This is a genomic window from Parapedobacter sp. 2B3, assembly GCF_041925275.1.
Taxonomy (GTDB): domain Bacteria; phylum Bacteroidota; class Bacteroidia; order Sphingobacteriales; family Sphingobacteriaceae; genus Parapedobacter; species Parapedobacter pyrenivorans_A.
Genome location: NZ_JBHEUZ010000006.1, coordinates 43,410 through 67,686 on the forward strand (window position 1 = coordinate 43,410; position 24,277 = coordinate 67,686).

28 protein-coding genes are annotated in these 24,277 nt (G+C 51.1%); 6 read left to right on the forward strand and 22 right to left on the reverse strand.

Annotated elements, in window-relative coordinates; all coding sequences use genetic code 11:
* Positions 1 to 43: 43 nt before the first annotated feature.
* The 4 genes from ACEVG1_RS08580 to ACEVG1_RS08595 form a co-directional block, all read right to left on the reverse strand.
* Positions 44 to 1,465, reverse strand: a complete 1,422-nt coding sequence (locus tag ACEVG1_RS08580) for an APC family permease (protein WP_374743238.1) — start codon at positions 1,463 to 1,465, stop codon at positions 44 to 46.
* A gap of 27 nt (positions 1,466 to 1,492) precedes the next feature.
* On the reverse strand, positions 1,493 to 3,274 hold the full coding sequence (locus tag ACEVG1_RS08585) for a DUF885 family protein (protein ID WP_374743239.1): 1,782 nt from the start codon (positions 3,272 to 3,274) through the stop codon (positions 1,493 to 1,495).
* A 201-nt stretch (positions 3,275 to 3,475) separates the two neighbouring features.
* Positions 3,476 to 4,618 (reverse strand): acyl-CoA dehydrogenase, encoded by a 1,143-nt coding sequence (locus tag ACEVG1_RS08590; protein WP_374743240.1) that lies wholly within the window; start codon positions 4,616 to 4,618, stop codon positions 3,476 to 3,478.
* A 97-nt stretch (positions 4,619 to 4,715) separates the two neighbouring features.
* Entirely contained in the window at positions 4,716 to 5,207 is a 492-nt protein-coding gene (locus tag ACEVG1_RS08595; protein WP_374743241.1) for a VOC family protein, read from the reverse strand.
* A gap of 78 nt (positions 5,208 to 5,285) precedes the next feature.
* Here ACEVG1_RS08595 and ACEVG1_RS08600 point away from each other — a divergent pair, with 78 nt between their 5' ends.
* Positions 5,286 to 5,708 carry a secondary thiamine-phosphate synthase enzyme YjbQ gene (locus ACEVG1_RS08600; RefSeq protein WP_374743242.1) on the forward strand — a complete coding sequence of 141 codons (423 nt, stop codon included), beginning with the start codon at positions 5,286 to 5,288 and terminating at the stop codon, positions 5,706 to 5,708.
* Positions 5,709 to 5,763: 55 nt separating this feature from the next.
* Here the strand turns inward: ACEVG1_RS08600 and ACEVG1_RS08605 are convergent, their stop codons facing one another.
* The 14 genes from ACEVG1_RS08605 to ACEVG1_RS08670 form a co-directional block, all read right to left on the reverse strand.
* Positions 5,764 to 6,453, reverse strand: a complete 690-nt coding sequence (locus tag ACEVG1_RS08605) for an OmpA family protein (RefSeq protein WP_374743243.1) — start codon at positions 6,451 to 6,453, stop codon at positions 5,764 to 5,766.
* 88 nt (positions 6,454 to 6,541) lie between these two features.
* On the reverse strand, positions 6,542 to 7,291 hold the full coding sequence (locus ACEVG1_RS08610) for a carboxypeptidase-like regulatory domain-containing protein (protein ID WP_374743244.1): 750 nt from the start codon (positions 7,289 to 7,291) through the stop codon (positions 6,542 to 6,544).
* Between the two features lie 63 nt (positions 7,292 to 7,354).
* A complete protein-coding gene (locus tag ACEVG1_RS08615; protein WP_374743245.1) occupies positions 7,355 to 7,753 on the reverse strand; it encodes a hypothetical protein in 399 nt (132 codons plus the stop codon).
* 30 nt (positions 7,754 to 7,783) lie between these two features.
* Positions 7,784 to 9,196 carry a 23S rRNA (uracil(1939)-C(5))-methyltransferase RlmD gene (gene rlmD, locus ACEVG1_RS08620; RefSeq protein ID WP_374743246.1) on the reverse strand — a complete coding sequence of 471 codons (1,413 nt, stop codon included), beginning with the start codon at positions 9,194 to 9,196 and terminating at the stop codon, positions 7,784 to 7,786.
* A 35-nt stretch (positions 9,197 to 9,231) separates the two neighbouring features.
* The gene (locus ACEVG1_RS08625; RefSeq protein ID WP_374743247.1) at positions 9,232 to 9,807 is read right to left on the reverse strand and encodes a TetR/AcrR family transcriptional regulator; all 576 of its coding nucleotides are present in this window, start codon (positions 9,805 to 9,807) and stop codon (positions 9,232 to 9,234) included.
* Position 9,808: 1 nt separating this feature from the next.
* Positions 9,809 to 10,234: a hypothetical protein gene (locus ACEVG1_RS08630; protein WP_374743248.1), complete on the reverse strand. Its 426-nt coding sequence runs from the start codon at positions 10,232 to 10,234 to the stop codon at positions 9,809 to 9,811.
* 2 nt (positions 10,235 to 10,236) lie between these two features.
* Positions 10,237 to 11,274: a phenylalanine--tRNA ligase subunit alpha gene (pheS, locus tag ACEVG1_RS08635; protein WP_374743249.1), complete on the reverse strand. Its 1,038-nt coding sequence runs from the start codon at positions 11,272 to 11,274 to the stop codon at positions 10,237 to 10,239.
* A 31-nt stretch (positions 11,275 to 11,305) separates the two neighbouring features.
* Positions 11,306 to 11,758 (reverse strand): single-stranded DNA-binding protein, encoded by a 453-nt coding sequence (locus tag ACEVG1_RS08640; RefSeq protein WP_374743250.1) that lies wholly within the window; start codon positions 11,756 to 11,758, stop codon positions 11,306 to 11,308.
* Between the two features lie 18 nt (positions 11,759 to 11,776).
* Positions 11,777 to 12,826, reverse strand: a complete 1,050-nt coding sequence (mutY, locus tag ACEVG1_RS08645) for an A/G-specific adenine glycosylase (protein WP_374743251.1) — start codon at positions 12,824 to 12,826, stop codon at positions 11,777 to 11,779.
* Between the two features lie 20 nt (positions 12,827 to 12,846).
* A complete protein-coding gene (locus ACEVG1_RS08650) occupies positions 12,847 to 13,596 on the reverse strand; it encodes an EcsC family protein (protein WP_374743252.1) in 750 nt (249 codons plus the stop codon).
* An 80-nt stretch (positions 13,597 to 13,676) separates the two neighbouring features.
* The gene (locus ACEVG1_RS08655; protein ID WP_374743253.1) at positions 13,677 to 14,009 is read right to left on the reverse strand and encodes a hypothetical protein; all 333 of its coding nucleotides are present in this window, start codon (positions 14,007 to 14,009) and stop codon (positions 13,677 to 13,679) included.
* A 63-nt stretch (positions 14,010 to 14,072) separates the two neighbouring features.
* Positions 14,073 to 14,423: a DoxX family protein gene (locus ACEVG1_RS08660; protein WP_374743254.1), complete on the reverse strand. Its 351-nt coding sequence runs from the start codon at positions 14,421 to 14,423 to the stop codon at positions 14,073 to 14,075.
* Positions 14,424 to 14,498: 75 nt separating this feature from the next.
* Entirely contained in the window at positions 14,499 to 15,254 is a 756-nt protein-coding gene (locus ACEVG1_RS08665) for an SDR family oxidoreductase (protein WP_374743255.1), read from the reverse strand.
* A 126-nt stretch (positions 15,255 to 15,380) separates the two neighbouring features.
* Positions 15,381 to 15,755 (reverse strand): helix-turn-helix domain-containing protein, encoded by a 375-nt coding sequence (locus ACEVG1_RS08670; protein WP_374743256.1) that lies wholly within the window; start codon positions 15,753 to 15,755, stop codon positions 15,381 to 15,383.
* A 299-nt stretch (positions 15,756 to 16,054) separates the two neighbouring features.
* Between ACEVG1_RS08670 and ACEVG1_RS08675 the strand changes: the two genes are divergently transcribed.
* Positions 16,055 to 16,690 (forward strand): peroxiredoxin, encoded by a 636-nt coding sequence (locus ACEVG1_RS08675; protein ID WP_374743258.1) that lies wholly within the window; start codon positions 16,055 to 16,057, stop codon positions 16,688 to 16,690.
* Positions 16,691 to 16,776: 86 nt separating this feature from the next.
* On the opposite strand, the gene ACEVG1_RS08680 is transcribed toward ACEVG1_RS08675, so the two are convergent.
* Complete coding sequence (locus ACEVG1_RS08680) at positions 16,777 to 17,886, reverse strand: trypsin-like peptidase domain-containing protein (RefSeq protein WP_374743259.1); 1,110 nt, start codon at positions 17,884 to 17,886, stop codon at positions 16,777 to 16,779.
* A 6-nt stretch (positions 17,887 to 17,892) separates the two neighbouring features.
* Complete coding sequence (locus tag ACEVG1_RS08685) at positions 17,893 to 18,465, reverse strand: RNA polymerase sigma factor (protein ID WP_374743260.1); 573 nt, start codon at positions 18,463 to 18,465, stop codon at positions 17,893 to 17,895.
* A gap of 114 nt (positions 18,466 to 18,579) precedes the next feature.
* On the opposite strand from ACEVG1_RS08685, the gene ACEVG1_RS08690 reads away from it, so the two are divergent.
* Both ACEVG1_RS08690 and ACEVG1_RS08695 read left to right on the forward strand, forming a co-directional pair.
* On the forward strand, positions 18,580 to 19,554 hold the full coding sequence (locus ACEVG1_RS08690; protein ID WP_374743261.1) for a polyprenyl synthetase family protein: 975 nt from the start codon (positions 18,580 to 18,582) through the stop codon (positions 19,552 to 19,554).
* Between the two features lie 131 nt (positions 19,555 to 19,685).
* Positions 19,686 to 20,480, forward strand: a complete 795-nt coding sequence (locus ACEVG1_RS08695; RefSeq protein ID WP_374743262.1) for an amidohydrolase — start codon at positions 19,686 to 19,688, stop codon at positions 20,478 to 20,480.
* Positions 20,481 to 20,526: 46 nt separating this feature from the next.
* Here ACEVG1_RS08695 and ACEVG1_RS08700 read toward each other — a convergent pair whose 3' ends face one another.
* Entirely contained in the window at positions 20,527 to 20,904 is a 378-nt protein-coding gene (locus tag ACEVG1_RS08700; protein WP_374743263.1) for a hypothetical protein, read from the reverse strand.
* Between the two features lie 150 nt (positions 20,905 to 21,054).
* Between ACEVG1_RS08700 and ACEVG1_RS08705 the strand changes: the two genes are divergently transcribed.
* Together ACEVG1_RS08705 and ACEVG1_RS08710 are read left to right on the forward strand one after the other, a co-directional pair.
* Positions 21,055 to 21,552: an RNA polymerase sigma factor gene (locus ACEVG1_RS08705; RefSeq protein WP_374743264.1), complete on the forward strand. Its 498-nt coding sequence runs from the start codon at positions 21,055 to 21,057 to the stop codon at positions 21,550 to 21,552.
* Positions 21,539 to 22,147: a hypothetical protein gene (locus ACEVG1_RS08710; RefSeq protein WP_374743265.1), complete on the forward strand. Its 609-nt coding sequence runs from the start codon at positions 21,539 to 21,541 to the stop codon at positions 22,145 to 22,147. The genes ACEVG1_RS08705 and ACEVG1_RS08710 overlap by 14 nt, the downstream gene beginning before the upstream one ends.
* Positions 22,148 to 22,296: 149 nt before the next feature.
* Here ACEVG1_RS08710 and ACEVG1_RS08715 read toward each other — a convergent pair whose 3' ends face one another.
* On the reverse strand, positions 22,297 to 24,246 hold the full coding sequence (locus tag ACEVG1_RS08715; protein WP_374743266.1) for an OmpA family protein: 1,950 nt from the start codon (positions 24,244 to 24,246) through the stop codon (positions 22,297 to 22,299).
* Between the last annotated feature and the right edge of the window lie 31 nt (positions 24,247 to 24,277).

Genomic DNA, 24,277 nt, shown 5'->3' on the forward strand with positions numbered 1-24,277 from the left:
AAGCATAAATCCCACAACCCACAGAGTGGTACCTCTTTCCGTATCAAGTGCTTTCGGATGAAGGCTTCTTGCGGATCAAATAGTACACAGGAATACCCAATGCCGCGATGATAATGCCCGACCACGTATAGGTTGGTTTGTAAACGGCCATCAATGCAATGAAAACAACGCCCATTACGATATAAATCATCGGTAGTACCGGATAGCCGAATGCTTTATAAGGGCGGGGAATATCCGGCTGTGATTTCCGCAGCCTGAAGATACCGATAATGGCAAGTACATAAAAGATAACCACCACGCTGGAGATCATATCCAACAGGTCGCCATACTTTCCGCTTAGGCACCAAAGCGCTGCGATAACACATTGTAGCCACAGCGCCACCCCCGGTACCGAGAACCGATTCAACAACCCCACTTTACGGAAGAAGAGCCCATCCTGGGCCATTGAATAATACACCCTGGCCCCCGCCATGATAAGTCCATTGTTGCACCCGAAAGTGGAGACCATGATCATCACGGCAATCACCGTAATACCCATGGGACCAAATATTTCCTGTGCTGCCGCCATGGCCACACGGTCCTTGTCTGACCCCGCCATTTGTTCCATGGTAAGCACGCCCGTATACATCAGGTTGGTAAGCAGATACACTACGGTAACGATGATTGTGCCAAGCGCCAAGCTCAACCCTACATTGCGATGGGGGTTCTTTATCTCTCCCGCTACCGATGACGAGGCGTGCCAAGAATCGCTGCTGAAGATGGCGCCCACCATCCCGGCGGCAATGGCACCCAACGCGGCGAACATCGTGTAATCGGATAGGGACCCATCGGCAGCCAGCCGGCGGAGGTTCCATGTGTCGCCGGATAGCCAATTGCTCCGCCACACCTCACCATCGAATGCCAGCAGCCCGAAAAGCACTAGGCCCAGTAAACTGACAATCTTGACGATGGTGATCGATGTCTGTACGGCCTTGCCACTATTGACCCCGCGGGTATTGACAATCGTAAGCACCAAAATGACCACAATAGACACAAGCTGGGCAGCAGACACCTGTAAAAATCCCAGATCCCAAAGGATGACGTCTTCATCCAGCTGCGGTAGCAGGTACGCCGTAAATTTGGCAAACGCCACCCCCACTGCGGCAATGGTGGCGGTCTGAATGACCGTGAAAAATGTCCAACCGAACACAAAGCTCACCAATGGGCTGTACGCTTCGCGCAGGTAGATGTATTGTCCGCCGGCCTTGGGGAACATCGCACTCAACTCGCCGTAACTCAAGGCGGCGGTGAGGGTCATGAAGCCCGTAATGAGCCAAACGACCATGAGCCATCCTGCACTTCCCGTATTACGGGCAATGTCGGCACTTACTATGAAAATCCCCGAGCCGATCATGCTCCCCGCCACCAGCATGGTCGCATCCATCAACCCCAAGGATGACCTAAATCCGCTAGTCGTCTTATTCATGCCGATCGATTTGGGTGGTGCATCCGATTAGTCAATGTCATAAAATTTCCAAGTCGGTTCATAATCCTTTGTTAATTTTTGGTTGGTCAACGTAGCCCGCACCATTTCGATGGGCAGGTAATTTTGCTTGATAACGGCTTCATGAAATTCCTCGAACGTCATCTTACCACTGTCTACCAGTTCGTTTTTGATACTGAACAGCTGAAGCCCCCCCACAAGATACGCCAGTTGGTACAATGGGCTATAATTGGCTTCAAACGAACGCTTCACCTCACCGTGCGCATTGGCCGGCTCGTGCCCCACACGGTCTACCAAGTAGTCGATGCATTGCTGAGGTGTCCACTCGCCGGTGTGGAACTTGATGGAAAACGTGATGCGCGCACAGCGGTGCATCCGCCAGAAAAGCATGCCAATACGCTCTTCGGGTGTTTTGGCAAACCCCTGGTCATATAACAACAACTCCCAGTAGAGCGTCCAGCCTTCCGTCCAAAAAGGCGTATTGAACGCATCGCGGCGATAAGTTTTGTAACGGCTGTTCATGAAATATTGCAGGTGATGGCCGGGCACCAATTCGTGCTGCACCGTACCTCGCGAGAAATAGGGGTTGTTCCCCCGCATGCTCATCAACTTCTGGTCATGGCTCATCGAGTTGGTGGGATATGACACGCTGATTTCCCGTCCGCCGGTGAAAAATGGGTTCACCAACTGCCTCTCCGGGGTCATCATGATCATTCCCCATGTTTCTTCAGCAAGCGGCGGTATGGCCATCAACTTATGCTCTTCGATGAAATGCAGGGCATCATCATGGAGCTTGATGATCAGTTCGGGTTGTTTGCCGGGAGGCACATAGCTATTTTTCACCTTTTCCTGAGCCGCTTTCCAATCGTCACCAAACCCCATTTCGCGCGATGCCTTCAGCAGCTCGGCTTCGCACCATGCGAACTCCCTGTCGGCAAGCGCTAACAATTCTTCAGCGGTATAGGCAATCATCTCCTGCTTAAGCTGGCGGTCGAATGCTTCGCGGCCTATGGGTTGGCCAACGATATGGCTGCCATCATCGAATGGTTTGGCATCGTTTTTTGAACGAACTAGCTTTTCATATTCAGCTAGGCCCTCATCCAGTGCCTGGTAGGGCTGGGGCACCCACCACGTAAACATGGGGTCGTAGCCATTGTAGAAATCGAATGCACTTTGGAGGCGGGATTTCAACGCTGACACCGCCCCCGCAAGGAAATTGGCGTCGCTGTGTGGTATTTTTTCCAATGCCTCCACCATCTCTTTGGCACTACCGAGCACATCGAGTGCACCGTCCAGCTGTTGGGCGATGGCTTCGCCCTCTACGCTTGTTCCGCGGCGGCGCGTTGCTTCAAAGCTATAGATCGTTTCGGCAAAGGGCAGGTATTGCACGACGCGCCGGTAGTGCTCGCTTTCCGCTTCCAGTTGGTCCACATGGGCCTCGATCTTCCTTTTCAACAATACGTAATCTACCTGGCCATGTATGCTCATCCCGTCGAAATCCAATTGACCGAGTTTACCGAGGTAATCCTTGTCCAATTGGCGTAAGCGCGCCCGCTGTTCGGGCGAGTTGAGCACCTGCATGCCCCAACGGCCATACCCACCGGATCCCATCGGGCCATAGAAATAGCCGATGGCACGCACATCTTGCTCATATTGCACCACCAGCCCCGATGCCTCGCTCGCTTGCTCATAGAGGCTGGTAAGCCTTGCATCCTGCTGCGCAGCAGCCCACGTTGGAATTGAAGCCACAAAAAACAATACAACAAGACCACTCCTTATTTTACGTACCATAACGACAATGATTAGACCATCAAACCAACAGCAAACGGTGCTCAAAATGGGTTAGCGATCGAAGGGTCAACTGCCCGCGAACCGTAGTAACAAATATAGGGCAAGAAGGAGTGTATATATAGTCACATATTAACATTTCTTGCCCCGATTTGAGCAAGACCTGTAACATGATTATGGCAAATGGAAGTGGCTATTTCTCCATCAGTCTTTCAACAGCTCCCGCGCGATGACCATGCGCTGGATTTCGGAGGTACCCTCATAGATCTGGGTGATTTTGGCATCGCGCATCAGGCGTTCCACGTGATATTCCTTCACATAGCCATACCCACCATGAATCTGAACCGCCTCCACGGTGGTCCGCATGGCCACTTCAGAAGCATACAGCTTGGCCATCGCTGCGGCTTGGGTATACGGCTGGCCGTGATCTTTGAGCCAGGCAGCTTTAAGGCACATCAGCCGGGCGGCTTCAATCTGGGTAGCCATATCGGCCAGTTTGAACTGGATAGCTTGGTGGTCGGCAATGGGCTTGCCAAACGTTTGGCGCTCTTTGGCATAGTCACGGGCGAGTTCATATGCGCCCGAAGCGATGCCGAGGGCCTGGGCTGCAATACCGATGCGGCCACCTTCCAATGTTTTCATCGCGAATTTAAAACCGAACCCATCTTCACCAATCCTGTTCTCTTTGGGTACTTTCACATCGTCGAAAAGCAGTGAATGCGTATCCGACCCACGGATACCCAGCTTATTTTCCTTCGGTCCTACCGTAAACCCAGCCATCCCTTTCTCCACGATGAGCACGTTGATACCGCGATGCGCCTTTTGGGGATCGGTTTGGGCAATCACCAGATAGGTGGATGCCGTACTACCATTCGTAATCCAATTTTTGGTACCGTTAAGCACATAGTGGTCACCGTTATCTACGGCAGTGGTGCGCTGGGAGGTCGCGTCCGATCCCGCCTCGGGCTCCGAAAGGCAAAATGCGCCGATATGCGTACCTGCAGCCAGGGGTTTAAGGTACTTCTCTTTCTGCTCCTCTGTTCCGTATGCTTCAAGGCCATAACATACCAACGAATTATTAACCGATACCACGACCGATGTCGATGCATCGATTTTGGAAAGCTCTTCCATCACCAGTACATATGAAACCGCGTCGAGCCCGGCACCGTTATATTCAGGGGCGACCATCATCCCCAAAAACCCCAGTTCGCCAAGTTTCTTCACTTGCTCGGCAGGGAATCGCTGGTGCTCATCACGTTCTATTACGCCGGGCTTCAATTCCTGCTGGGCAAAATCACGGGCGGCATCCCGTATCATCCGTTGTTCTTCGGTGAGTTCGAATATCATAACTGTGCGGTTATCGAGGTACCAGATGTACCTTGCACAAAGATAGGAAAATATACTATGCAAGCATAGTATATTGCAGGAATTTGGGCAGCCGAAGTTAATGCAATTCGCCCAGCAAACCTTCCAAATCCAATGGGCGGGTATACATTTCCAGTGAACCATCGGGCTTCGATGGCCAATGCTCCCTTGGCCTATCCCAATAGAGTTCCACACCGTTGCGATCGGGATCATCGAGGTGAAGCGCATCAGAAACCCCGTGGTCACTCGCACCCGTCAGCGGGTAACCGGCCTTTTGCAAACGGTCGAAAATGACAGCGAGGTCCTTCCTTTCCGGGTAAACGATGGCCGTGTGGTATAGCCCAACCCCATACGCCGGCGCAGGGGGCGCACCCCCGCTATGCCAAGTATTCAATCCGATATGGTGATGGTACCCGCCAGCCGACACAAATGCGGCTTGGTGGCCATAACGCGTGGTCAACTCGAAACCTAACAGGCCGCAGTAAAACGCAAGGGAGCGCTCAAGGTCCGAAACCTTCAGGTGGACGTGGCCGATGCGCGTTCGCGATGGGATGATATAGTGTTCACTCATAACCACAAACTTAACGAAAGCAAAGTACACATACAACGGTTGGCAAAAACAGCAAAACATTTCATATCTTGCCTCTTTATGGAGATTTTTCAGCAACAGATAACGTTACGGGCACGATCAAGGGGCTTCCACCTCATCACGGAAGAAATCGAAGATGGCCTCTCGGCCATCGGGCATTGGGAGGCGGGGATATGCCAGGTATTCATCCAGCACACATCCGCCTCACTTACGCTAAACGAAAATGCGGACCCTACCGTACGGATGGATTTCGAAACCTATTTCAATAAGGCTGTGCCCGAAAATGACCCCAACTATCGCCACGACTACGAGGGGCCGGACGACATGCCCGCGCATATCAAATCTTCATTGATGGGTGTTTCGGTAACGATTCCCATCCGAAATGGGCAACTGGCACTGGGCACTTGGCAGGGCATCTATCTTTGCGAGCACCGCAATCATGGCGGTAGCCGACGGTTGTTGGTAACCGCTTGGGGCAACTAAAAATGCGACCGTACTTACCGCAGGTCGCATTTCGTAACTGGCAGTGATTAGCGCACTATGAGCCAGCCTGATCCTTTGCCTCTTTGATCATCTTATCATTGGCAACGATCACGATTTCCACACGGCGGTTTTGTGCCCGGCCCGCATCGGTGTCATTATCGGCAATGGGCTCGTGGAAACTGCGTCCTTCCGTTTTAACCCGTCGCCCCGCCAGTCCTTCGGAAACCGCAAAGCTTTTCACCGCTTTGGCCCGACGCTCGGAAAGCCCTTGATTATACTGGTCCGTACCCTTGCTATCCGTGTGACCGATGACCAGGATATCCGTATCGGGGTTATTATTCAGCGATTCGACCAATTTCGCTATGTTTTCCTCGGCAGCAGGTTTCAGGTCGGTCTTATCGAAATCAAACAGGATGCCTGAATCAAACTTGACGATAATACCTTCATCCGCTTTAATCACCTCTGCGCCCGCCACGGTACGTTCAATTTCGGCCGCTTGCTTGTCCATTTTCCTGCCGATGAGCCCGCCGGCTACACCGCCGATCGCAGCACCTGCGATGGCACCCACGGCCGTATTGCCCGCTTTGTTACCAATGAGGGCACCCAACGCACCGCCGGCTACAGCGCCCGTAGCGGCACCTTTTTGGGTATTGCTCATGGATTGGATGGTTCCGCAGCTACCCAATAACATCGCCGAAGTAGCTACCGATAGTCCAAATAGTGCTATTCTTTTATTCGTAATCATAACTTTAACGTATTGTTTCCGGAGTAAGCGCAAACCCGATGCCAAACCTTGCTGATGTGCAGATGTATCGATGCAATGATGTGGTGATTTACCTTACTGGAGTTGCCTCCAGCTTGGGCAGCTTGGGTGTAGCGGGCCGACCGTCTCGGTCGAACTGCCTGAAAGACTGCATGATATAGGCGGTGAGATCGTAGTCGCCCCAATATTGCATTTTTTCGTAAGACGGACGGTACCAAAACATGAAGTTCGTCAGGTCATCGTCGGCGAGGCCGGTAAGCTCCTGTATTTTCGTGCGGCTGAATTTGCGGTCGACATCCGTTTCGGCGAGTTCCTTTTCCATATAATTGTGGAAACGCCGCGCATTTCGGGGCGTACGGCCAAACAGCTCGTAAAGGGAAGTAATCGGGTTGAAAATATAGGCTAATGCGGGGGGCTTACCATCGAAATACACGCCTTGTTTGCGGTAGCCGCGCATCGCGTCGCGGAGTTCAGCTTCCTTGGTGGTCCGGTTTACATCTACCTGCTCCAAGAGGATACTCGCGGGGCGCATATCGATCAGGATATCGCTTAGCGTTTTAACCTCCGTCTGCACGGTCCCATACCCCATCAGCAATACCTCGAGCGAATCGCCTACGGTCGCCTTGATTTCAAAGGTTCCCAAGCTATTGGATGCCGTGGATTGACCTGTGTTGACATTGGAAATCGTCGCACTGCCCAGCCGTTTACTTGTACCCGCTTCCACAACGATACCCCGGATGGTCCCAGACTCCTGGGCACCCACCCGTAGGGGCAACACCCCCATCAAAACAAACAGCGCAAGTAGATAGCGGTAATCCATACGTCTATTGGACTGGCTATCGGGCCAAACGTTTAATGCCACAATGTGCTACCACAGGCCACCTCATTTTTTATACGGATAGAAAACGAAGTTGGCGCCCTCTGGCACGATCACGAACAGGCACATAAAATCTTCCGGCTTTTTGTATTTCTTGATGAAATGGGCTTTCCGCTCCTCATTGATCACGCCCCGTTCCACAAATTCTTCCACGGTAGATGCATGGATGGACCAATTGGTGCCCAACTCATTTTTATCCAATATCAGTTCGCCCAAGGCGACTTCGTGCTGGTGGGCAATGAAAATAGGGTAAGCCGACAAGCCTTCCGCCATAATCTCCACAGCAATCTCCTTGATGGACTCGCTGTAGAAATCCAAATCCAATTGCAGGCTTTTTAGCGGGCTCTCCTTTTTCGGTTGCCCATCATCGCCGGCCTGCGCAGCGAGCAAATCTTTTAAGTCCATAGCAATTAACTATTCGTACAGGGTTATCTTTTAGCCCTTCAGCGTAAGCAATACCACGTTTTCGACATGTTGCGTATGTGGGAACATATCGACCGGACGGATGCGCCGGACCGCATATCGTTCGGCAAGCAAAGCTAGGTCGCGCGCCTGTGTAGCGGCATTGCAGCTTACATACACCAGTTTGGGCGCTTCCATCTCGAGCAACCTGGCCACCACATCGGCATGCATTCCCGCCCGGGGGGGGTCTACAATGACCACATCGGGCTTGCCGTGTGCCGCAACGAAATCCGCCGTCAGCACGTCTTTCATATCCCCGGCATAAAACTTCGTATTCTGGATGCCGTTGATCGCTGAGTTGATCTTCGCATCTTCGATGGCTGTCGGCACGTATTCCACGCCGATGACCTCACCTACGTGCCGCGCGACAAAATTGGCGATCGTTCCTGCACCGGTATATAAATCATACACGCATTCCCACCCCTCAAAACCCGCAAAATCGCGCGCTATTTTGTAAAGCTCATAGGCCTGTGCGGAGTTGGTTTGGTAGAACGACTTCGCCCCGATTTTGAACCGAAGGCCTTCCATTTCCTCGAATATGTGGTCGCGCCCGCTATACACATGGATTTCCTGGTCGAAAATGGTATCGTTTTTCTTTTGGTTCACGACATACAGGAGCGACGTGACGTCCGGAAATTCCGATTGGAGAAAAGCCATCGTTGCTTCGATGGTCTCCGCATCGGCATAAGCAAACACAACGATCACCATCAACTCGCCCGTCGAAGCCGTGCGGATAATCAGGTTACGCAATGCCCCTTCGTGCTGCCGCAAGTCGTAGAACGAAATGTCGCGGTCCAACGCAAAAGCACGGAGCCTGTTGCGGATGGCATTGGAAGGGTCCTGCTGCAAATAGCAATGTTCGATATCAAGGATTTTGTCAAAACGGGAGGGTACGTGAAACCCCAGCGCGCGCATTTCCAACCCTTCATCGGACCCGTCTACGTCGGTAAGCCACCGCTTGTTGGAAAACGTATACTCCAGCTTATTTCTGTAGTACCGTGTCTGCGGTGCAGGTAATATGGCCTCCATCGCCGACGTATCTAATTTACCCAACCGTGTGAGGGCCTCATCCACGCTCTTTTGCTTATAGGTTAGCTGCGCCGGATATTCCATGTGCTGCCATTTGCAACCGCCGCACACCCCGAAATGGTCGCAAAACGGGACCACCCGATGGGGGGAAGACGCGTTGAGCTGGCGTACCCGCGCCTCGGCAAAATTCCTTTTCTTGCGTGTGAGCTCCACATCGACCACATCGCCCGGAATCGCCTTGTCGACAAAAACCACGAGATCGTCGACCTTCGCCACCCCTTTGCCCCCTTCGGCAATATCCACAATCGAAACACCTGCCAGCAATCGCTGTTCGGCGGTAAGCCTTCTTCTACTCATAAAACGTACAAAGGTAAGGGTTTTTTGAAGAACCGCTACGCTACCGTAGCTTTAACTAGGTAGGGCAGGATTTCTTTCTGGAAAGAGACGAAATTCTTGCGGACGTCCGCCTCGCTTACCGAGGTAAACGCAAATGAGAAAACGATGTTCTTACTGGCTTTGATGAGGAACGTCAGTTTTTCGGGTGTCACCGCTTCGCCGATTTCGGAATTATTGATAAAGGAGCTAACGAGGAGAAACTCAAGGTCATCCGACAAGGTACGCAGGTATTCCTGCGTGTTGGTAGACTCGCGGATAAAGTCCCACCCCAGAAATTCGTTGCATATCGCATATGTAAGGCGGCTTACGCGCAGGATCGTGTTGCCCAAATACGTTTCCAGATCCGCCTGGTTATTGTATTTGCTGAGCAGATCGGCTACGCTTTCGCGGATATAGTCCATCAGGATGGCATGCAGCACGAGCTCTTTGCTGTCAAAATACTTATAAATGGTCGCTTTGGCGATCTTTGCTCGACGGGCGATTTCATTGACACTGGTTTTCTTATAACCATAACGCCTGAAAAGCTCCCGGGCAGCTTTCTTTATCGATTCCTTTACTTTATCAGCTTCCATTTTAATTATCGATATAATAGATCGCGGCGGCACCGCTACCAACCTGTTGGATCGCATACGGTCTCAGCGGACACTCTGCCAGCTTAGCCGGCGATCCGTTTAAGAGGATAAACTCTGCCTTGCTGCACGGATCGATAGCCACCAGGGGATTAGACCCCACTTCAACGGCGCACCGCTTATCCGGGTCGACCGTACTACACCGATCATAGGCAACAAAACCGTTTCCGGTATTGTATACGATGATCCCCGCCACACCCCCGCTGAGTGTTATGCTACCATTGGCTCCTGCCAGCGCCGGGTATTGGGCGGTGGAAAACTGAACCCTATTCACCGGTACGTAGGGAACCACATTGCATCCTCCTTTTCGACAAGCCGCGGGCAGCACCAGGATGATGGAGAGTGCGATATACCAGCCAGCTTTACCCATGTTTAAATCAACTCCGTTTCGAACTGGCTTAAAAAGCGCACATCGTTTTCGGAAAATAAACGCAGGTCCTTGATCTCGTACTTGAGGTTGGTAATGCGTTCAATGCCCATGCCAAATGCGAAACCACTGTATTTGCCCGAATCGATGCCACAATTTTCGAGCACATTGGGATCCACCATGCCGCAGCCCAGAATCTCTACCCAACCCGTGCCTTTGCACATCGTACACCCTTTGCCCTTACAGATGGTGCAGCTGATGTCCATCTCGGCCGATGGCTCCGTAAAGGGGAAGTAAGACGGGCGGAAACGGACCTTGGTATCCTCGCCGAACAGTTCCTGCACAAAATAGTAGAGGGTCTGTTTGAGATCAGCAAATGATACATACTCATCCACGTAAAGCCCTTCTACCTGATGGAAGAAGCAATGCGCCCGGGCAGATATGGCTTCGTTTCGATACACCCGTCCCGGCATGATAGCGCGGAACGGCGGCTGGCCGTTCTCCATCATGCGCACCTGTACGGAAGATGTGTGCGTGCGCAATGCGATGTCATTTCCGTCCTGCTTCTTGATAAAGAACGTATCCTGCATATCGCGTGCCGGATGCTCGGGCGGGAAATTAAGTGCGGTGAAGTTGTGCCAGTCGTCTTCGATTTCAGGCCCTTCGGCCACCACGAAGCCCAGCTTTTTGAATATCTCCACGATTTCTTTGCGCACCAGCGCAAGCGGATGCCTCGACCCCAACACGAACCCTTCGCCGGGTAACGTAAGATCTTCCGTATGGCGCTGATGGATCGGCTGGCTCGCCGCAAACTGCTCCTGCGCGGTTTTGTATTTCAGCTCGGCAGCCTGCTTAAGTTCGTTCAAGCTTTTGCCAAGCGTACGCTTTTCTTCGGGCGAAACAGATTTAAATGCATCGAACAAGTTGCGTATCACGCCCTTGGCAACCAAAAACTTCAACCGGAAGGCCTCCGTATCCCCCTGTGATTGCGGCGTAAACTGCTCGATTTCCCGCGTATACTGTGCTATCTTTTCGTCCAACATGACGCCAAAGATACGGGAAAAAATAAAAGTTTTAAAAAAGTGAATCGTCGTCGCCGTCGTTCTCTTTGAAATCCACGGGCGTCTCTCCGCTGTCATCCTTTTTGGTTGCCAGTTCGGTCGCCGGGGTACCCGCACCACCCGGTCCTTCAAAATCGCTGCGCCGTCCCAACAACGTGAAATTATCGGCCACCACTTCCGTGGTGTACCGTCTAATCCCTTCCTTATCTTCATATGTCCGCGTACGCAACTTCCCCTCGATATAGACCAACTTTCCTTTAAAAAGGTACTTGGCGGCCACCTCGGCCAAGCCCCGCCACATTACGATGTTGTGCCACTCGGTTTGCTCCACCCTACGGCCATCCTTATTGTACATTTCCGACGTTGCCAACGGAAAACTGGCTACGGTGACATTCCCTTCCAAATGGCGTATTTCGGGGTCTTTGCCCAAATGGCCGACTAAAATAACTTTGTTGATGCCTGACATAATTTAGGTGCTTTTTGGTTAACCATATAATCCTTTCAAAAAAGAATAAATCAGCTTCGGTTTAGCTAATGTACCTAAATCTTTGATAAAAACATAACGCCAGTTCATTTTTTTGTCGCCAACGCCTTCGAAACGATCCACGGCAATGAATTGGGCATGTAGGTTCTGGTGGCTTAACACATGCTTTACCGGCCCGCCCACCAACTTCAAGCCAGCATTCGGACCGAAGTGTTCCATAACCACCTTATCCGCAGCCAATTCGTGGAGTTCCATGCTTCGGGGGGTCTCAATCAGGGGCAATTCGTACAGGCTTTCCCAGATATCGCCGGGGCCCCGTCTATTCATCAAGACACGATCGCCCTCTTCCACCACGAAATAATTGAAATAACGGTTACGGCTTGCCTTTCCCTTCAGCTTCACAGGCAATTGATCAACGCGGCCTTCCTTCAACGCACGGCAATCCAGCCGCAAGACACAGTTCGCACAGTCGGGGTTCTGGGGTTTGCACTGCAAGGCCCCAAATTCCATGATGGCCTGGTTGTACAAACCCGGGCGGCTGCCATCGAGGAGCTCTTGCGCCAGCTTCAGGAATACCTTCCTCCCGCCGGTGGAATTGATCGGTTCGTCGATACCGAAATACCTGGCCAGCACACGGAAAACATTGCCGTCTACCACGGCGCGCGGCTCGTTGGCCGCGAAAGAGGCAATGGCCGCTGCGGTGTATTCACCCACCCCCTTCAAACCCATGAGGTCGTCATACCGGCTCGGGAACACCCCGCCATGCGCTGCTACCACCGTTTTGGCAGCGTTGTGCATGTTGCGTGCCCTCGAATAGTAGCCCAATCCCTGCCAGTGCCGTAGTATCTCCCCCTCTGGGGCCGATGCAAACGACCCGACATCGGGATAATGGGACAAGAACCGATGGAAGTAAGGAAGCCCCTGCGCTACCCTTGTCTGCTGCAGGATGACTTCCGAAAGCCAGATAACATACGGATCGGTCGTATCGCGCCATGGCAAATCCCGCTTATGCTGGTTATACCAGGTGATGATATCATTGGAAAATGCCATGCGGCAAAGGTCCCATTTTTTTAGCTAGTCTCCAACATCCGCATCCGGTAGCTATTCATCGCTGTAGTGCCGAGCTGCTGTACCAGGCGGTAGTTGACCACTGCCCCAACGGCAGCACCGATTACCGGGATTAGCTGTGCCATTTTGGCCAGGTCGATGTAATCCCGGTACTCCAATTGAAAGGTACGCCAATCGAAACTGTCGATGTCGTCCGGCAGGCTTTCCGCATACGCCTCCCAATTGCACAGCCTATCGTACACCGCGGCCCGGTGTTTGTGGCTTGAGAATGCCAGCTGGAATACGGTAAGCAAAAAGAGCCGTTCTTTGTATTGCCGCACGTCATAGCCATAAGTTGCAGCGATATCGAACAGCATTTTCATCTTGATGGCCAACAAGGCAGGGAAATCGGCAATGCCCATCAGGATACCCCCCGCCCCCGTTACGGCGCCTTCTATGGACGCAGCCTTTTTATAGGTATCGATAAATTTCTTCACGTACGCTTCGCGCAGTTGGAAGCTCCCGTACGCCCTTGAAGAGGCAACCGTGTACGTCGCTCCGAATAATACGCCCTTTACCATCTTCTCAATCGTAAAGGTAATCGCTTGGTGCACTTTCTCTGGAATAAGGTCGTTCAGTTTGGATTGTATATTCTTGGCCCACACAGATCCCATCGGCTGCTTCTTCGTCATCTTGTGTTTCCAGAAGGCCAGCTCAATCATCACCTTTTTTCGGTATAGCGATGACATACCCGCATCCCAATCCTGTTCCATGGTTGGTTAGACAGCCGCTAAATGGCATTGTTACATCCGGCTCCACTTGCAACGGGGCACAAAAGAGCCGACGGCCTTACTTAATATCTCATTCTCCAACTCGTTATCAGTCCGTTTTCAACAGTGAACAAAAAATTAGCTTTGTTTGAGTATCCTTGACTTGAATATTGCCCTTTAACAACAATTTCGTTTTCGTTAAGCACGGTATATTCAGGTTTTGCAACCTTACCTTGACGACTGATAATGTCGCTTTCTAACCATCTAGCAGTTTCCTCAGCTGTTTTCATGGTTCCATCGGCGCCATAAGCCTGCGTGGCCGCTTTTGAAAATTGAGCCCGGATTATTTTAGCGTTTTCTGCCTCCATTGCTTCCATCAATGTTTTTACAGGCTTTAATATTGTTTCGTCTTGCATGTCGTTTTCTACTTTAGTTGTTTGATTGTTTTTCGTTTGTTGCCCGCAGTAGTGTTTTCATTTTTAGTTGTTTTTCAACGGATGTTGCAAATAAATGATGACCAGGTTAAGTAATAAAAACGGAACTTCCGTCGCTACACCTTTCAGGTCCTTGTTCAATAATTGCAAACAAATAATCATCAAAATCCCTGCTGCCATCAGAAAATTCCCCCACACAAAAGTTCTCGGAAACAAGATTAAAACCGAAGCCAACAAGGTAACCGCTCCGTTTACCATCACCGCATTTTTGTTGAAGTTCCATTTTCCGAACATTTCCAACATTTCGGGCTTTGCCATTAGCATATTCCAACCGTGTTTCGCCCCCATGAATACGGCAAAAAGGATTAAAATAGCATTGATTATTTTCAGTATCATCTTATCCTATTTAAATCTTAAAAAAAGGCAAACAACCGTGTCATTTGCCTTTTCGACAGTAATCGATTTTGCTTTTTACCTGGTTGTATAACCACCATTGGCAAAAATGGTTTGCCCTGTAATCCACCAACCGTCAGTCACCAAAAATTCCACTACCGGAGCAATGTCTTCTATATCGGTCAAGCCACCCAAATCAGATGCCTGTTTGTGGTAAGCCACGGCTTCATCACTTTCTTGTCCGTAAAAGAAAGGCGTATCCATGGGACCCGGAGCTATCGCTGTTACGGAAATCCCTCTCGAACCAAATTCTTTCGATGCTGCCCGAGTAAAGTGTTCTACGGGTGCTTTTGCTCCTGCATAGGTAGAATAATACCCTGTGAAAGCGGCCAATAGCGAAGTAAGAATCGTGTTTATTTTTCCGTTATCGTTCAGTTTTCTGCCTGCTTCTTGAATGAAGAAATACGCTACTTTCGAGTTGATATCGCTCATACTGTCGTATTCTTCTTCGGTTGTGTCTGCAAAAGGTTTTTTCAAGACTTTACCTACCGTATTGATTGCAATGTCGATTCCGCCAAATTTTTCGATGGTCGCATCAAAAAGTTTGGTGATATTTTTCACATCGGTCAAGTCTGCTTGAAACAAAAATGCTTCTCCACCAGCATCGGTAATATCGGCCAATGCTTTTTCCGCATCAGATTTGGTGTGATCGCTATTGTAATGAATTGCTACTTTGGCACCTTTGGAAGCAAAATTACGGCTTAGCAAGCCTCCTAAATTTTTTGCACCACCCGCAATCAGAACCACCTTTCCTTTTAAATCATTTCTTGCCATTTCATTTGTTTTTAACTGTTTAACATTTGATACAGCAAAGTTGGCAAGAGGGAATTTTTTTTTCGTGGTGAACTTTTCGGAACTTTCAAAAACCGATTCGGGTCGACATATTCTCTTAAAAGCAACCTATCGTATCATATCCCTACGGTACTGTCCCGGCGTCTTTCCTACAATTTTTTTGAAGAATTTAGAAAAATTAGACGGGTCATAGGTCAGTATTCTTGCTATTTCGGAAACCGACTTGTCTGTTTCGACTAGCATTTGTTGTGCTTGTTCGATAATTCTTAGATCGTAAAAATGGCAGGGATGACTTCCTGTTTCCTTTTGAATGGTATCTGAAAGATGCTTATGGGAAATAAATAATTCATTTGCGATTTGGTTGATTTCCATAAAATCGCCAACGTTCCCTGATACTACATCGGAAATATGTTTATCCAAGAACTGAAAGTACGATTCGGTAATTTCTTTACTTCTTTTCATGCCCTTGTTGGTATCATTCATTCCGAACTATAATTTAAAGAGATATCACAAAGGTTTGACTTTATGCCAACCTATCTATGGTGAACTTTTCGGTTTTTTCAGACTCGCAGCACCCTATTTGTTTCCACTAAAATACGAAATAAATCCCTCTTCAGAGGCCCCGATTGCGTGCTATCCTTGTGAAGCCGCGCAAAGTGAACGCATGAATGCGACAAAATCCGACCGCCCTGACAAAAAACGGGACAACCTTTGTATTGCAAGAAAATCTATTAACTTTGTAGACTACAAATTCTTATAATATATAAAAGGAGGAATAACATATGAGTTTAAGATTAGGTGATACCGCACCAAATTTCAAAGCGGTAACAACGGTGGGAGAAATCGACTTCTATGATTACACCGAAGGCAAGTGGGTGGTATTGTTTTCGCATCCGGCAGACTACACGCCGGTGTGCACCACTGAATTGGGCCGTACCGCCCAGTTGAACAACGAGTTCGAGAAACGCAATACCAAAGTACTGGCGGTGAGCGTGGACCCGATCGATAGCCACCACGGGTGGGTAAAGGACATCAATGAGACGCAAAACACCACGGTGGACTTCCCGATTATCGCCGACTCCGACAGAAAGGTAGCCGAGCTGTACGACATGATCCACCCCAACGCCTCGGCCACGGCGACGGTGCGCTCGGTGTTCATCATCGGTCCTGACAGGAAAATCAAGCTTACGCTGACTTACCCCGCCTCAACCGGACGGAATTTCCTTGAAATCTTACGGGTAATCGACTCGCTGCAATTGACAGCCGACTACAGTGTGGCCACACCGGCAGATTGGGAGCACGGACAGGATGTAATCGTGGTACCGGCTATTGCTACGGAAGATATACCTGCGAAATTCCCGAAAGGCCATAAGGTCATCAAGCCTTATCTCCGCACCACCCCGCAGCCGAATATCTAGTGCCGGCGGGCCGCACGGTTCACCATAAAAAAAGCGATTGATATAGCATCAACCGCTTTTTTTATCTACTTCACCAGTGCCTGTACCTAATATACCTTTACCAAGTACACGTAGTCCTGTATCTTCTTCACCTGCTCGGTACGTTTCAATCCGCCCAGCGCGTTCTTCTTGCTGATGACCAAGTCGCTTTCGAGCGAATCCTGCGGAACCTCGGCGATCGATTTCAACAACGCCTCCGTCTTGATCGCAAAAGAGGCCCCATCGATTCCCGTTTGCTTACCGCTGATGATACCGATCACGTTGCCTTTGCTGTCGAGTACCGGTCCGCCGCTATTGCCGGGGTTAACCGGGATGGATATCTGGTAGGCCGTGGTATCGCCCGCGTAGCCGGTACGTGAGCTAAGGTAGCCCTGCCCATACACCACCTCGTCCCGCGGGTACCCAATCGTATACACATCCTCGCCGAGTTCCGATGGCGCCTCCTTAAAGGTATAGGGCGCACTTTTCAATGGAGCGTAGGTGCTGTCGTTGATACGCAGCAACGCGAGATCGTTGGTAGGGTCGATGTAGATAACCTTTGCCCGGAAAGACTCTCCTTTCGTATTCTGGAGGTGAACCGAGTCGGCACCCCTTACCACGTGGTAATTGGTAACCACATAGCCATTGGCAGAGATAACAAACCCTGTGCCGCCGAAGCTGCCTACCGACCGGTCGTCGCGCGGCTTGCCGCTGTTTATATTCCGGATGACCGCGTTTTGGGCGTTTACATTTTTCTTCACGTCGTTCATATCACGCCGCAATGCGCTGTAATTGGTGGATGTTTTCTCGATGGTTTTATAATAGCCCGACAGCCACAGCGTTGAGAATACCGCCAGAATCGCCACACTCGCCGCAACCAATGAGTTGACCTTGAATTTATTCCAAAGCGTCACGATCAAGGGTTCCGTCCGTTCAACCGCGCTACCACCTCCAGCATGGTACCGTTCGGCCGCTGCGGCAAGTGTATGTTTAAATGCCACACGGTGGGCATGTTCTTTCAGTTGCAGCAAGAACAGTCGATGGGTAGCCAGCTGTTCGGCCGCCGCGGTGCTTTCGCGGCAATGTAACTCAAAAGCAGCCCGCTCGGCACCTTCCATTTCACCGTTCAGGTACCTATCTACCTGTTTTATAAATTCCTGCTCATTCATCCTATCCATATCAACTTACTTCGTCGCTGAAAAAAACAATTTCTTTAGCCGTTGCAGGCATTTGTACTTTTGGGTTTTCGCATTATCGCTGTTCGTATATCCGAATTTTTCACAAATCTCCTGCATAGACAGGTTCGATATATAAAAATCGTGGATAATCGTCCTGCAGGGCTCCCCCAAATCGTCTAGTGCGTGCTCCATCAGGGTGAATTGGAGGTCTTTCTCCTCGTGCAGCGCCAAATCCTCCTCCACGACAATGACGTCTTCGTATGCAGCCACGTCGCGGAACGCACGGTTCTTACTGCCCAATTGTTTAAGCCAAAGCCGGCGGCATACCGAGTAAATGTACGTTCTCAGCCGGCTGGTCAACTCAAAGTCGCGCCGCTTAACATTGTCGTAAAGAACGATAACGGCCTCCTGAAAAACATCCTTCGCCTCTTCTTCGGTACCGTTATTCTGAACCACCATGTTCAAAATCATCGGAAAATAATCGCGATACAGCCCTTCCAAGCTACCTGCATCCCCACTTGCCACACCCGCAAGGGTTGCGGCGTCCGACTCCGGCACGATAGATTTCCGCTTACTCACAGATTAATACGATTTTGCCCAAATAGTAACCCATATACCCCCCAAACCTAAGCTATTTTTTTCGATTTTGAAATGGGGGGCTCCATTCCTATCTTAGCCGCAAATTAAACATCCATGTACCATACCCACGCATTGCAGGAACGGATTACCAAAGGACTGGCCGAACTCAACATACCCGAACAACCCGCCAACCTATACGATCCCATCCGGTACATGCTGCACATCGGGGGCAAGCGCATCCGGCCGCTTCTCACGTTGATGGCTGCCGACCTGTTTTCCATCACCCATATGGATACGGCGGTACCCGCGGCCCTAGCCGTGGAGTTGTTCCACAATTTCTCGTTGGTGCATGACGACATCATGGATAATGCGCCATTGAGGCGTGGGCACACAACCGTGCATGAGAAATGGAATCCGAATGTAGGCATCCTTTCGGGCGACCACCTGCTTATCATGGCCTATGCGCAATTGGCAACATGCCCCGGCGATAACCTGACAGCCATTCTCGAAACCTTCAACACGATGGCTGCCCAGGTATGCGAGGGGCAGCAGCTGGATATGGATTTCGAACGCGCGGTTACGGTTGGCATTGATGAATACCTCCATATGATCCGGCTCAAAACATCGGTGCTGCTGGGCGCGGCGTTGAAAATGGGCGCGCTGTTGGCCCGTGCCACGGAGACAGATGCCCAGCTTATCTACGACTTCGGCGTGGATGTGGGCATCGCCTTCCAACTGCAAGACGACATCCTGGACGTCTATGGCGACCCTGCGCAATTCGGCAAGCAACGGGGCGGCGATATCCTTGCCAACAAGAAGACGTACCTGCTGGTGAAGGCATTGGAAATGGCGGATGCCACCATGCGGACAGAACTGGATGGTTGGCTGGCGGATCCTTCGAATCCATCGGAGAAAATTGCACAGATCACGGCCATATACGATGCCCTTGGCGTACGGAGTGAAGTGGAAACCGCTAAGCAACGGCATGTCAAACAAGCCTATACGGCCCTCGATGCCATTCGCGCCGACGACCGCCGAAAAGCGCCGCTGCGCGAGCTCGCCCAAGCGCTGTTGAACCGCGGACAATAAAAGACTTACCGTTTACCTAAACTGGCAGTATAATTGCTAGCAAACGTGCTATCAGTTTCGATGTTTATCGATTTATTACTAACTTGTGCCTTTCGTACGGGCAACGAATAAGGACCCCATAGCTTACCGATATGGATGCACTAAAAATTACGACTTTCCAAGCATACCTCTTTTGGGAAAATATCGATAAAAACTTAAGCAACCTTGCGCTGAAACTCTCGGCAATACGCGAAAAGACCGATTTAATCGTCCTGCCCGAGATGTTCAACACGGGTTTTACGATGAACGCCGAGCAGTGTGCCGAAAAAGCCGACGGGAAGACGATGCACTGGATGCTCGAGATGGCACAGCAATACGACTGCGTGGTAGCGGGAAGCCTTATCATCGAGGAAGCCGGCAACTATTATAACCGGTTTGTGTGGATGACCAAAGATGGCAATTATATCACGTATGACAAGCGGCACCTATTCGGCATGGCTGGAGAAGACAAGGTCTTCACCGCAGGGACCCAACGGGTCATCGTAGACCTCAAAGGGTGGAAGATCTGTCCGATGGTCTGTTACGACCTCCGCTTTCCGGTGTGGACGCGCAACCTCAACGGGGCCTACGATATCCTGCTGTATATCGCGAGCTGGCCCGATAAACGGTCCAGCCATTGGCGGAGCCTTATCCCAGCGCGTGCCATCGAGAACCAGGCGTTCGTAATCGGCGTGAATCGCGTGGGCCACGACGGGAACGAAATATACTACTCCGGCGGATCGATGTGCATCTCGCCGGCGGGCGATGTGGTATATTACAAACCTGAATATGAAGACCTCTATACGTTTACCATTTACCGGAGGGACCTGGACGATACCCGGCGTGATCTGCCCTTCCTCAAAGATATGGACGATTTCAGTTTAATGGGGATTAGTCGTAAGTCGTAGTCCTTTTTCTTTCGTCCTTAATCGCAAGTGTTTGGTCGTAAGTTCGTTATTTATAGGGCCGATCGAGGATAATCGACTTGATAACGGCGTCACGTAGGTCAAACGCTTCCGCATCCAGTGCCGGTTCTACGTCGGCTGCGGTATCCACCACCAACCGTTGCGGTATCAGCGGGCGCTTACCTGTACTCCGGGTGGATGCCACGGGGTCTACCACGCCCGAATACCGTTCAAACTCGGACGTAACCGCCGGCGGCGCCGATGGGGCGGGCACGGGGGCAGACTCGATATATTTGGCATTATCTTCGGGCAGCGGTGGCTGGCCCGGATTCCGTTTCCGCGCTTTTTCCTGCTCCTTTTGGTAATTGGCATACGCCTGGAACGCAAAAACGACAATCGCTATCAGTATGGGAATAAACGTTTCCATCGACATAAAGTTAGAAAATAATTCCGACACCGATGCATCGCAACCGATATTCCTTATTCTTCGTCTATAATAACTTTTTCGTCAGCGGCAGTTTACCTAAGTTTGTAACACCCGCTATCCATCAGCGTCTAACGAATGTAACTGCCGTTCATGAGTAACCAACGACAACTGTTCCAGCAATTATTTGAAGAAAACTCCAAGCGGGTCTACCACCTGTGCTATGGCTATACCGGCGACAGCGACTCGGCGAACGACCTGATGCAGGAAACGTTCATCAAAGTGTGGCAAAACCTGGATAGGTTCCGCAACCAATCGCAATTTTCCACCTGGATATACCGTATCGCCGTAAACACCTGCCTATCTTACCTGCGCACCGCAAAACGACGGGCCACCGATGAGTTGAACGATAACATCATCGAGAACTATGCGGAAGAGCCCTCGGAAAAACAAGAGCAGATCGCGTTGCTATATAAGTCGATCGCTCAACTGGAAGAAAATGAACGGATCATCATTACAATGGTATTGGACGAGGTGCCCTACCCCGAGATTGCCGAAGTGGCTGGCATCTCAGAGGGCAACCTGCGGGTAAAAATACACCGGATAAAACATAAGCTAACAGAAATATACAATAGCAATGAAAGGGTTTGATGAGATACAACAGCTATGGCACGGGCAAGCACCCGATCCAAGCGTTAGCTTTAATACCGTATTGAAACGTATCAAGAACAGCCGTTCGGCGCTTGCCAAAAAGCTGTTCTGGCAGAGCATTTCAATGGGTGTCGCCGTAGCGATCCTACTTTGGATGTGCTTGACCGTCGATTTTTCAACGTGGACCACTTACCTGGCCATCGCCATCATTGTGGGATGCATCTGTTATTATTTTGTGAGCCAACTACGCGATTACCGGACCATCAGCAATAGCCGCGACCTGCTGTCCAAGCCCCAGGATTACATCCATTACCTGAAGACGTTCCAGCAGAAACGCAATCGGTTCAATACTCGCAACTACACCACCTACGAGGGCTGCATCGCCATCGCATTCGCTTTGTATGGCATTGAGATGTATTTCGCCCTCCCACTATGGACGTTCATTGGCTTGGTCGTATTCGTTATCTTTTGGTTTGTGATTTGCCACGTCGTTTTCATGAAACAATACATACGCAATGAAAATGCGCGCATTGCGGAAATGATTGACAACCTGGAACGGATCAAGGATCAGTTCAACGAAAGCAAGGAGCGGTAAAACACCACGGACTGCCCCGGCTTCAGAACCTGGATGATGGTCGCTCCCGCTTCCAATACGTCTGCCATGGTCGGTAAATTTTAGCCCAGGGTCGTAATTCCATTCCGGAATTGCAATCGTTTAAATTATCCGTTATATTGTCGTACCTATCAATATGACAGTACGGTCACCTCCGTCCTGCGGTTGGCTTGGTGCTCCTCGCGGCTGCACGGCACGCCGTCGGCACAGCGGTTCACCAGTCTGTTTTCCCCGTAGCCCTTGGCTACCATCCGGTCGCGGGCGATGCCCCTGGACACGAGATAGTCAACGGCCGACTGCGCCCGCCGCTGCGACAATGCCTCGTTGTAGGCGTTGCTGCCCCGGCTGTCCGTATGGCTCGATAGCTCGATCTTCAGCGTCGGGTTGTCGCGCATGGTGCGAACCAGCTCATCCAGTATCTCCGCCGCATCCGGACGGATGTTGTGCTTGTCGAAATCGTAATAGATATTTTCAAGCTCGAACGTCTGACCCACTTGGAAGATGGGTTCCAACAGCAACGCCACTTCCAGCGTGTCGGAATTGGTGATGCCCATCGTACTCACCTTGGCCGAATCGGCATGGTAGCCTTGTTTTTGTCCCAGCACCGTATACGTCTGGTTACGGTCCAGCACAAACTCGAAAGCTCCCGCTACCCCACTACTCTTTTTGGCTACGATTTCACGTTTGCCGTCAAACAGGGTTACCGTTCCTTCGATGCGGTCGCCCGTCTGCTTGTCGGACGTGGTGCCGCGAAGAAGAATCACAATCCGCGGCTTCTCGAATGAAAACGAATAGATATCGTCGTTCCCATGTCCCCCCTTGCGGTTGCTCGAAAGGTAGCCCGCAATGCCTTCTTCATTCTCGAAGGTAACCAGGTATGCAAAGTCATCGCCCGAGGAGTTGACCGGATAGCGGAGGTTTTGTGGCACAGTCCACTGTGCCTTGCTACCCGTGGTTTCGAATACGTCCAACCCGCCCATACCCGCAAATCCGTCGCTCGAATAATAGAGCGTATTTCCCTCACCCATGTTGGGGAAAAGCTCGTCCCCAACACTATTGATGGTCGCACCGGCATTCACCGGTTCGCCCCAGCTGCCGTCGGCCTGCCGTTCGCTGTACCAGATGTCCGTACCGCCCTGCCCACCCGGCATATCGCTGGCATAATAGAGTGTGCTGCCATCTGCGCTCAATGCCGCATGCCCCACTGAATATTCCTGAACGTTGTTATGTACAAAAGACTCGGACGACCAGTCGCCGTCGCCATCCTTCGTATAGATAAACAGTTCCAGCTTATTGGTGCGGTACTTCCGCCGCCCATCCCTGGTCCGCTCCCCGTCCTTGCCCACATAGGTACGCGTTACGAAAAGTGTATTGCCCGTGGCGTCAGCTGCCACGGGACCCACATGATATGCGCCATTGTTGAGTGCATCCGTAGCGATGACCGGATTAGATAGCCCATTGTTTCCGGCACGGTCTGCCGTATACACGCGGAGAAACGAGTTGCCCGTCCAACCATATGTATCCATGCCCTGCATCGCCCCGTCCGGTTCACCGGCATAGTAGACTTTCCCATTTATCGGAAAGGCCGAAAACTCTGACAGCGATGTATTTATCCCTTCGTTGCGTAGCTTGTGTACCGTGGGGTTGGCCATCCATACCAGGGCCGAGTCGCAGCCTGCGATTTGTAACGCTATGGCGCTGTCGCCACCTGTCTCCTCCGCAAACGCCGCCAGCTGCGCTTTGGCCTCGGCATATTTGCCGTTCGCCTTGAGCACCTCCCCGTAGGCAAGCCTGTTCCCCGCCGGGCTTTCGTCGTGCCCTACCACCCGCGCATACCAGTTCTCGGCCGACTCATAATCGTTCATCTGCCAATAGCTGTCTGCCAGCCGCTCCAGATCCTCCAATCGCGGTTTGCGTGTATCCACCAGCTTTGTATATAGCTTAGCCGCATTCGCGTATTCATAGCGCCTGTACAGCTCGTCGGCACGGTCGCGCAAACTCGGCTGTTCCTGTGAAATCGCAGTTCCACCCAGGCAGAGCAGTACCCCAAATACAAAAAATTGTCGCAACTGGTATCTCATGGTCAATGTCTGTTGTCTAATGTCTGTTGTC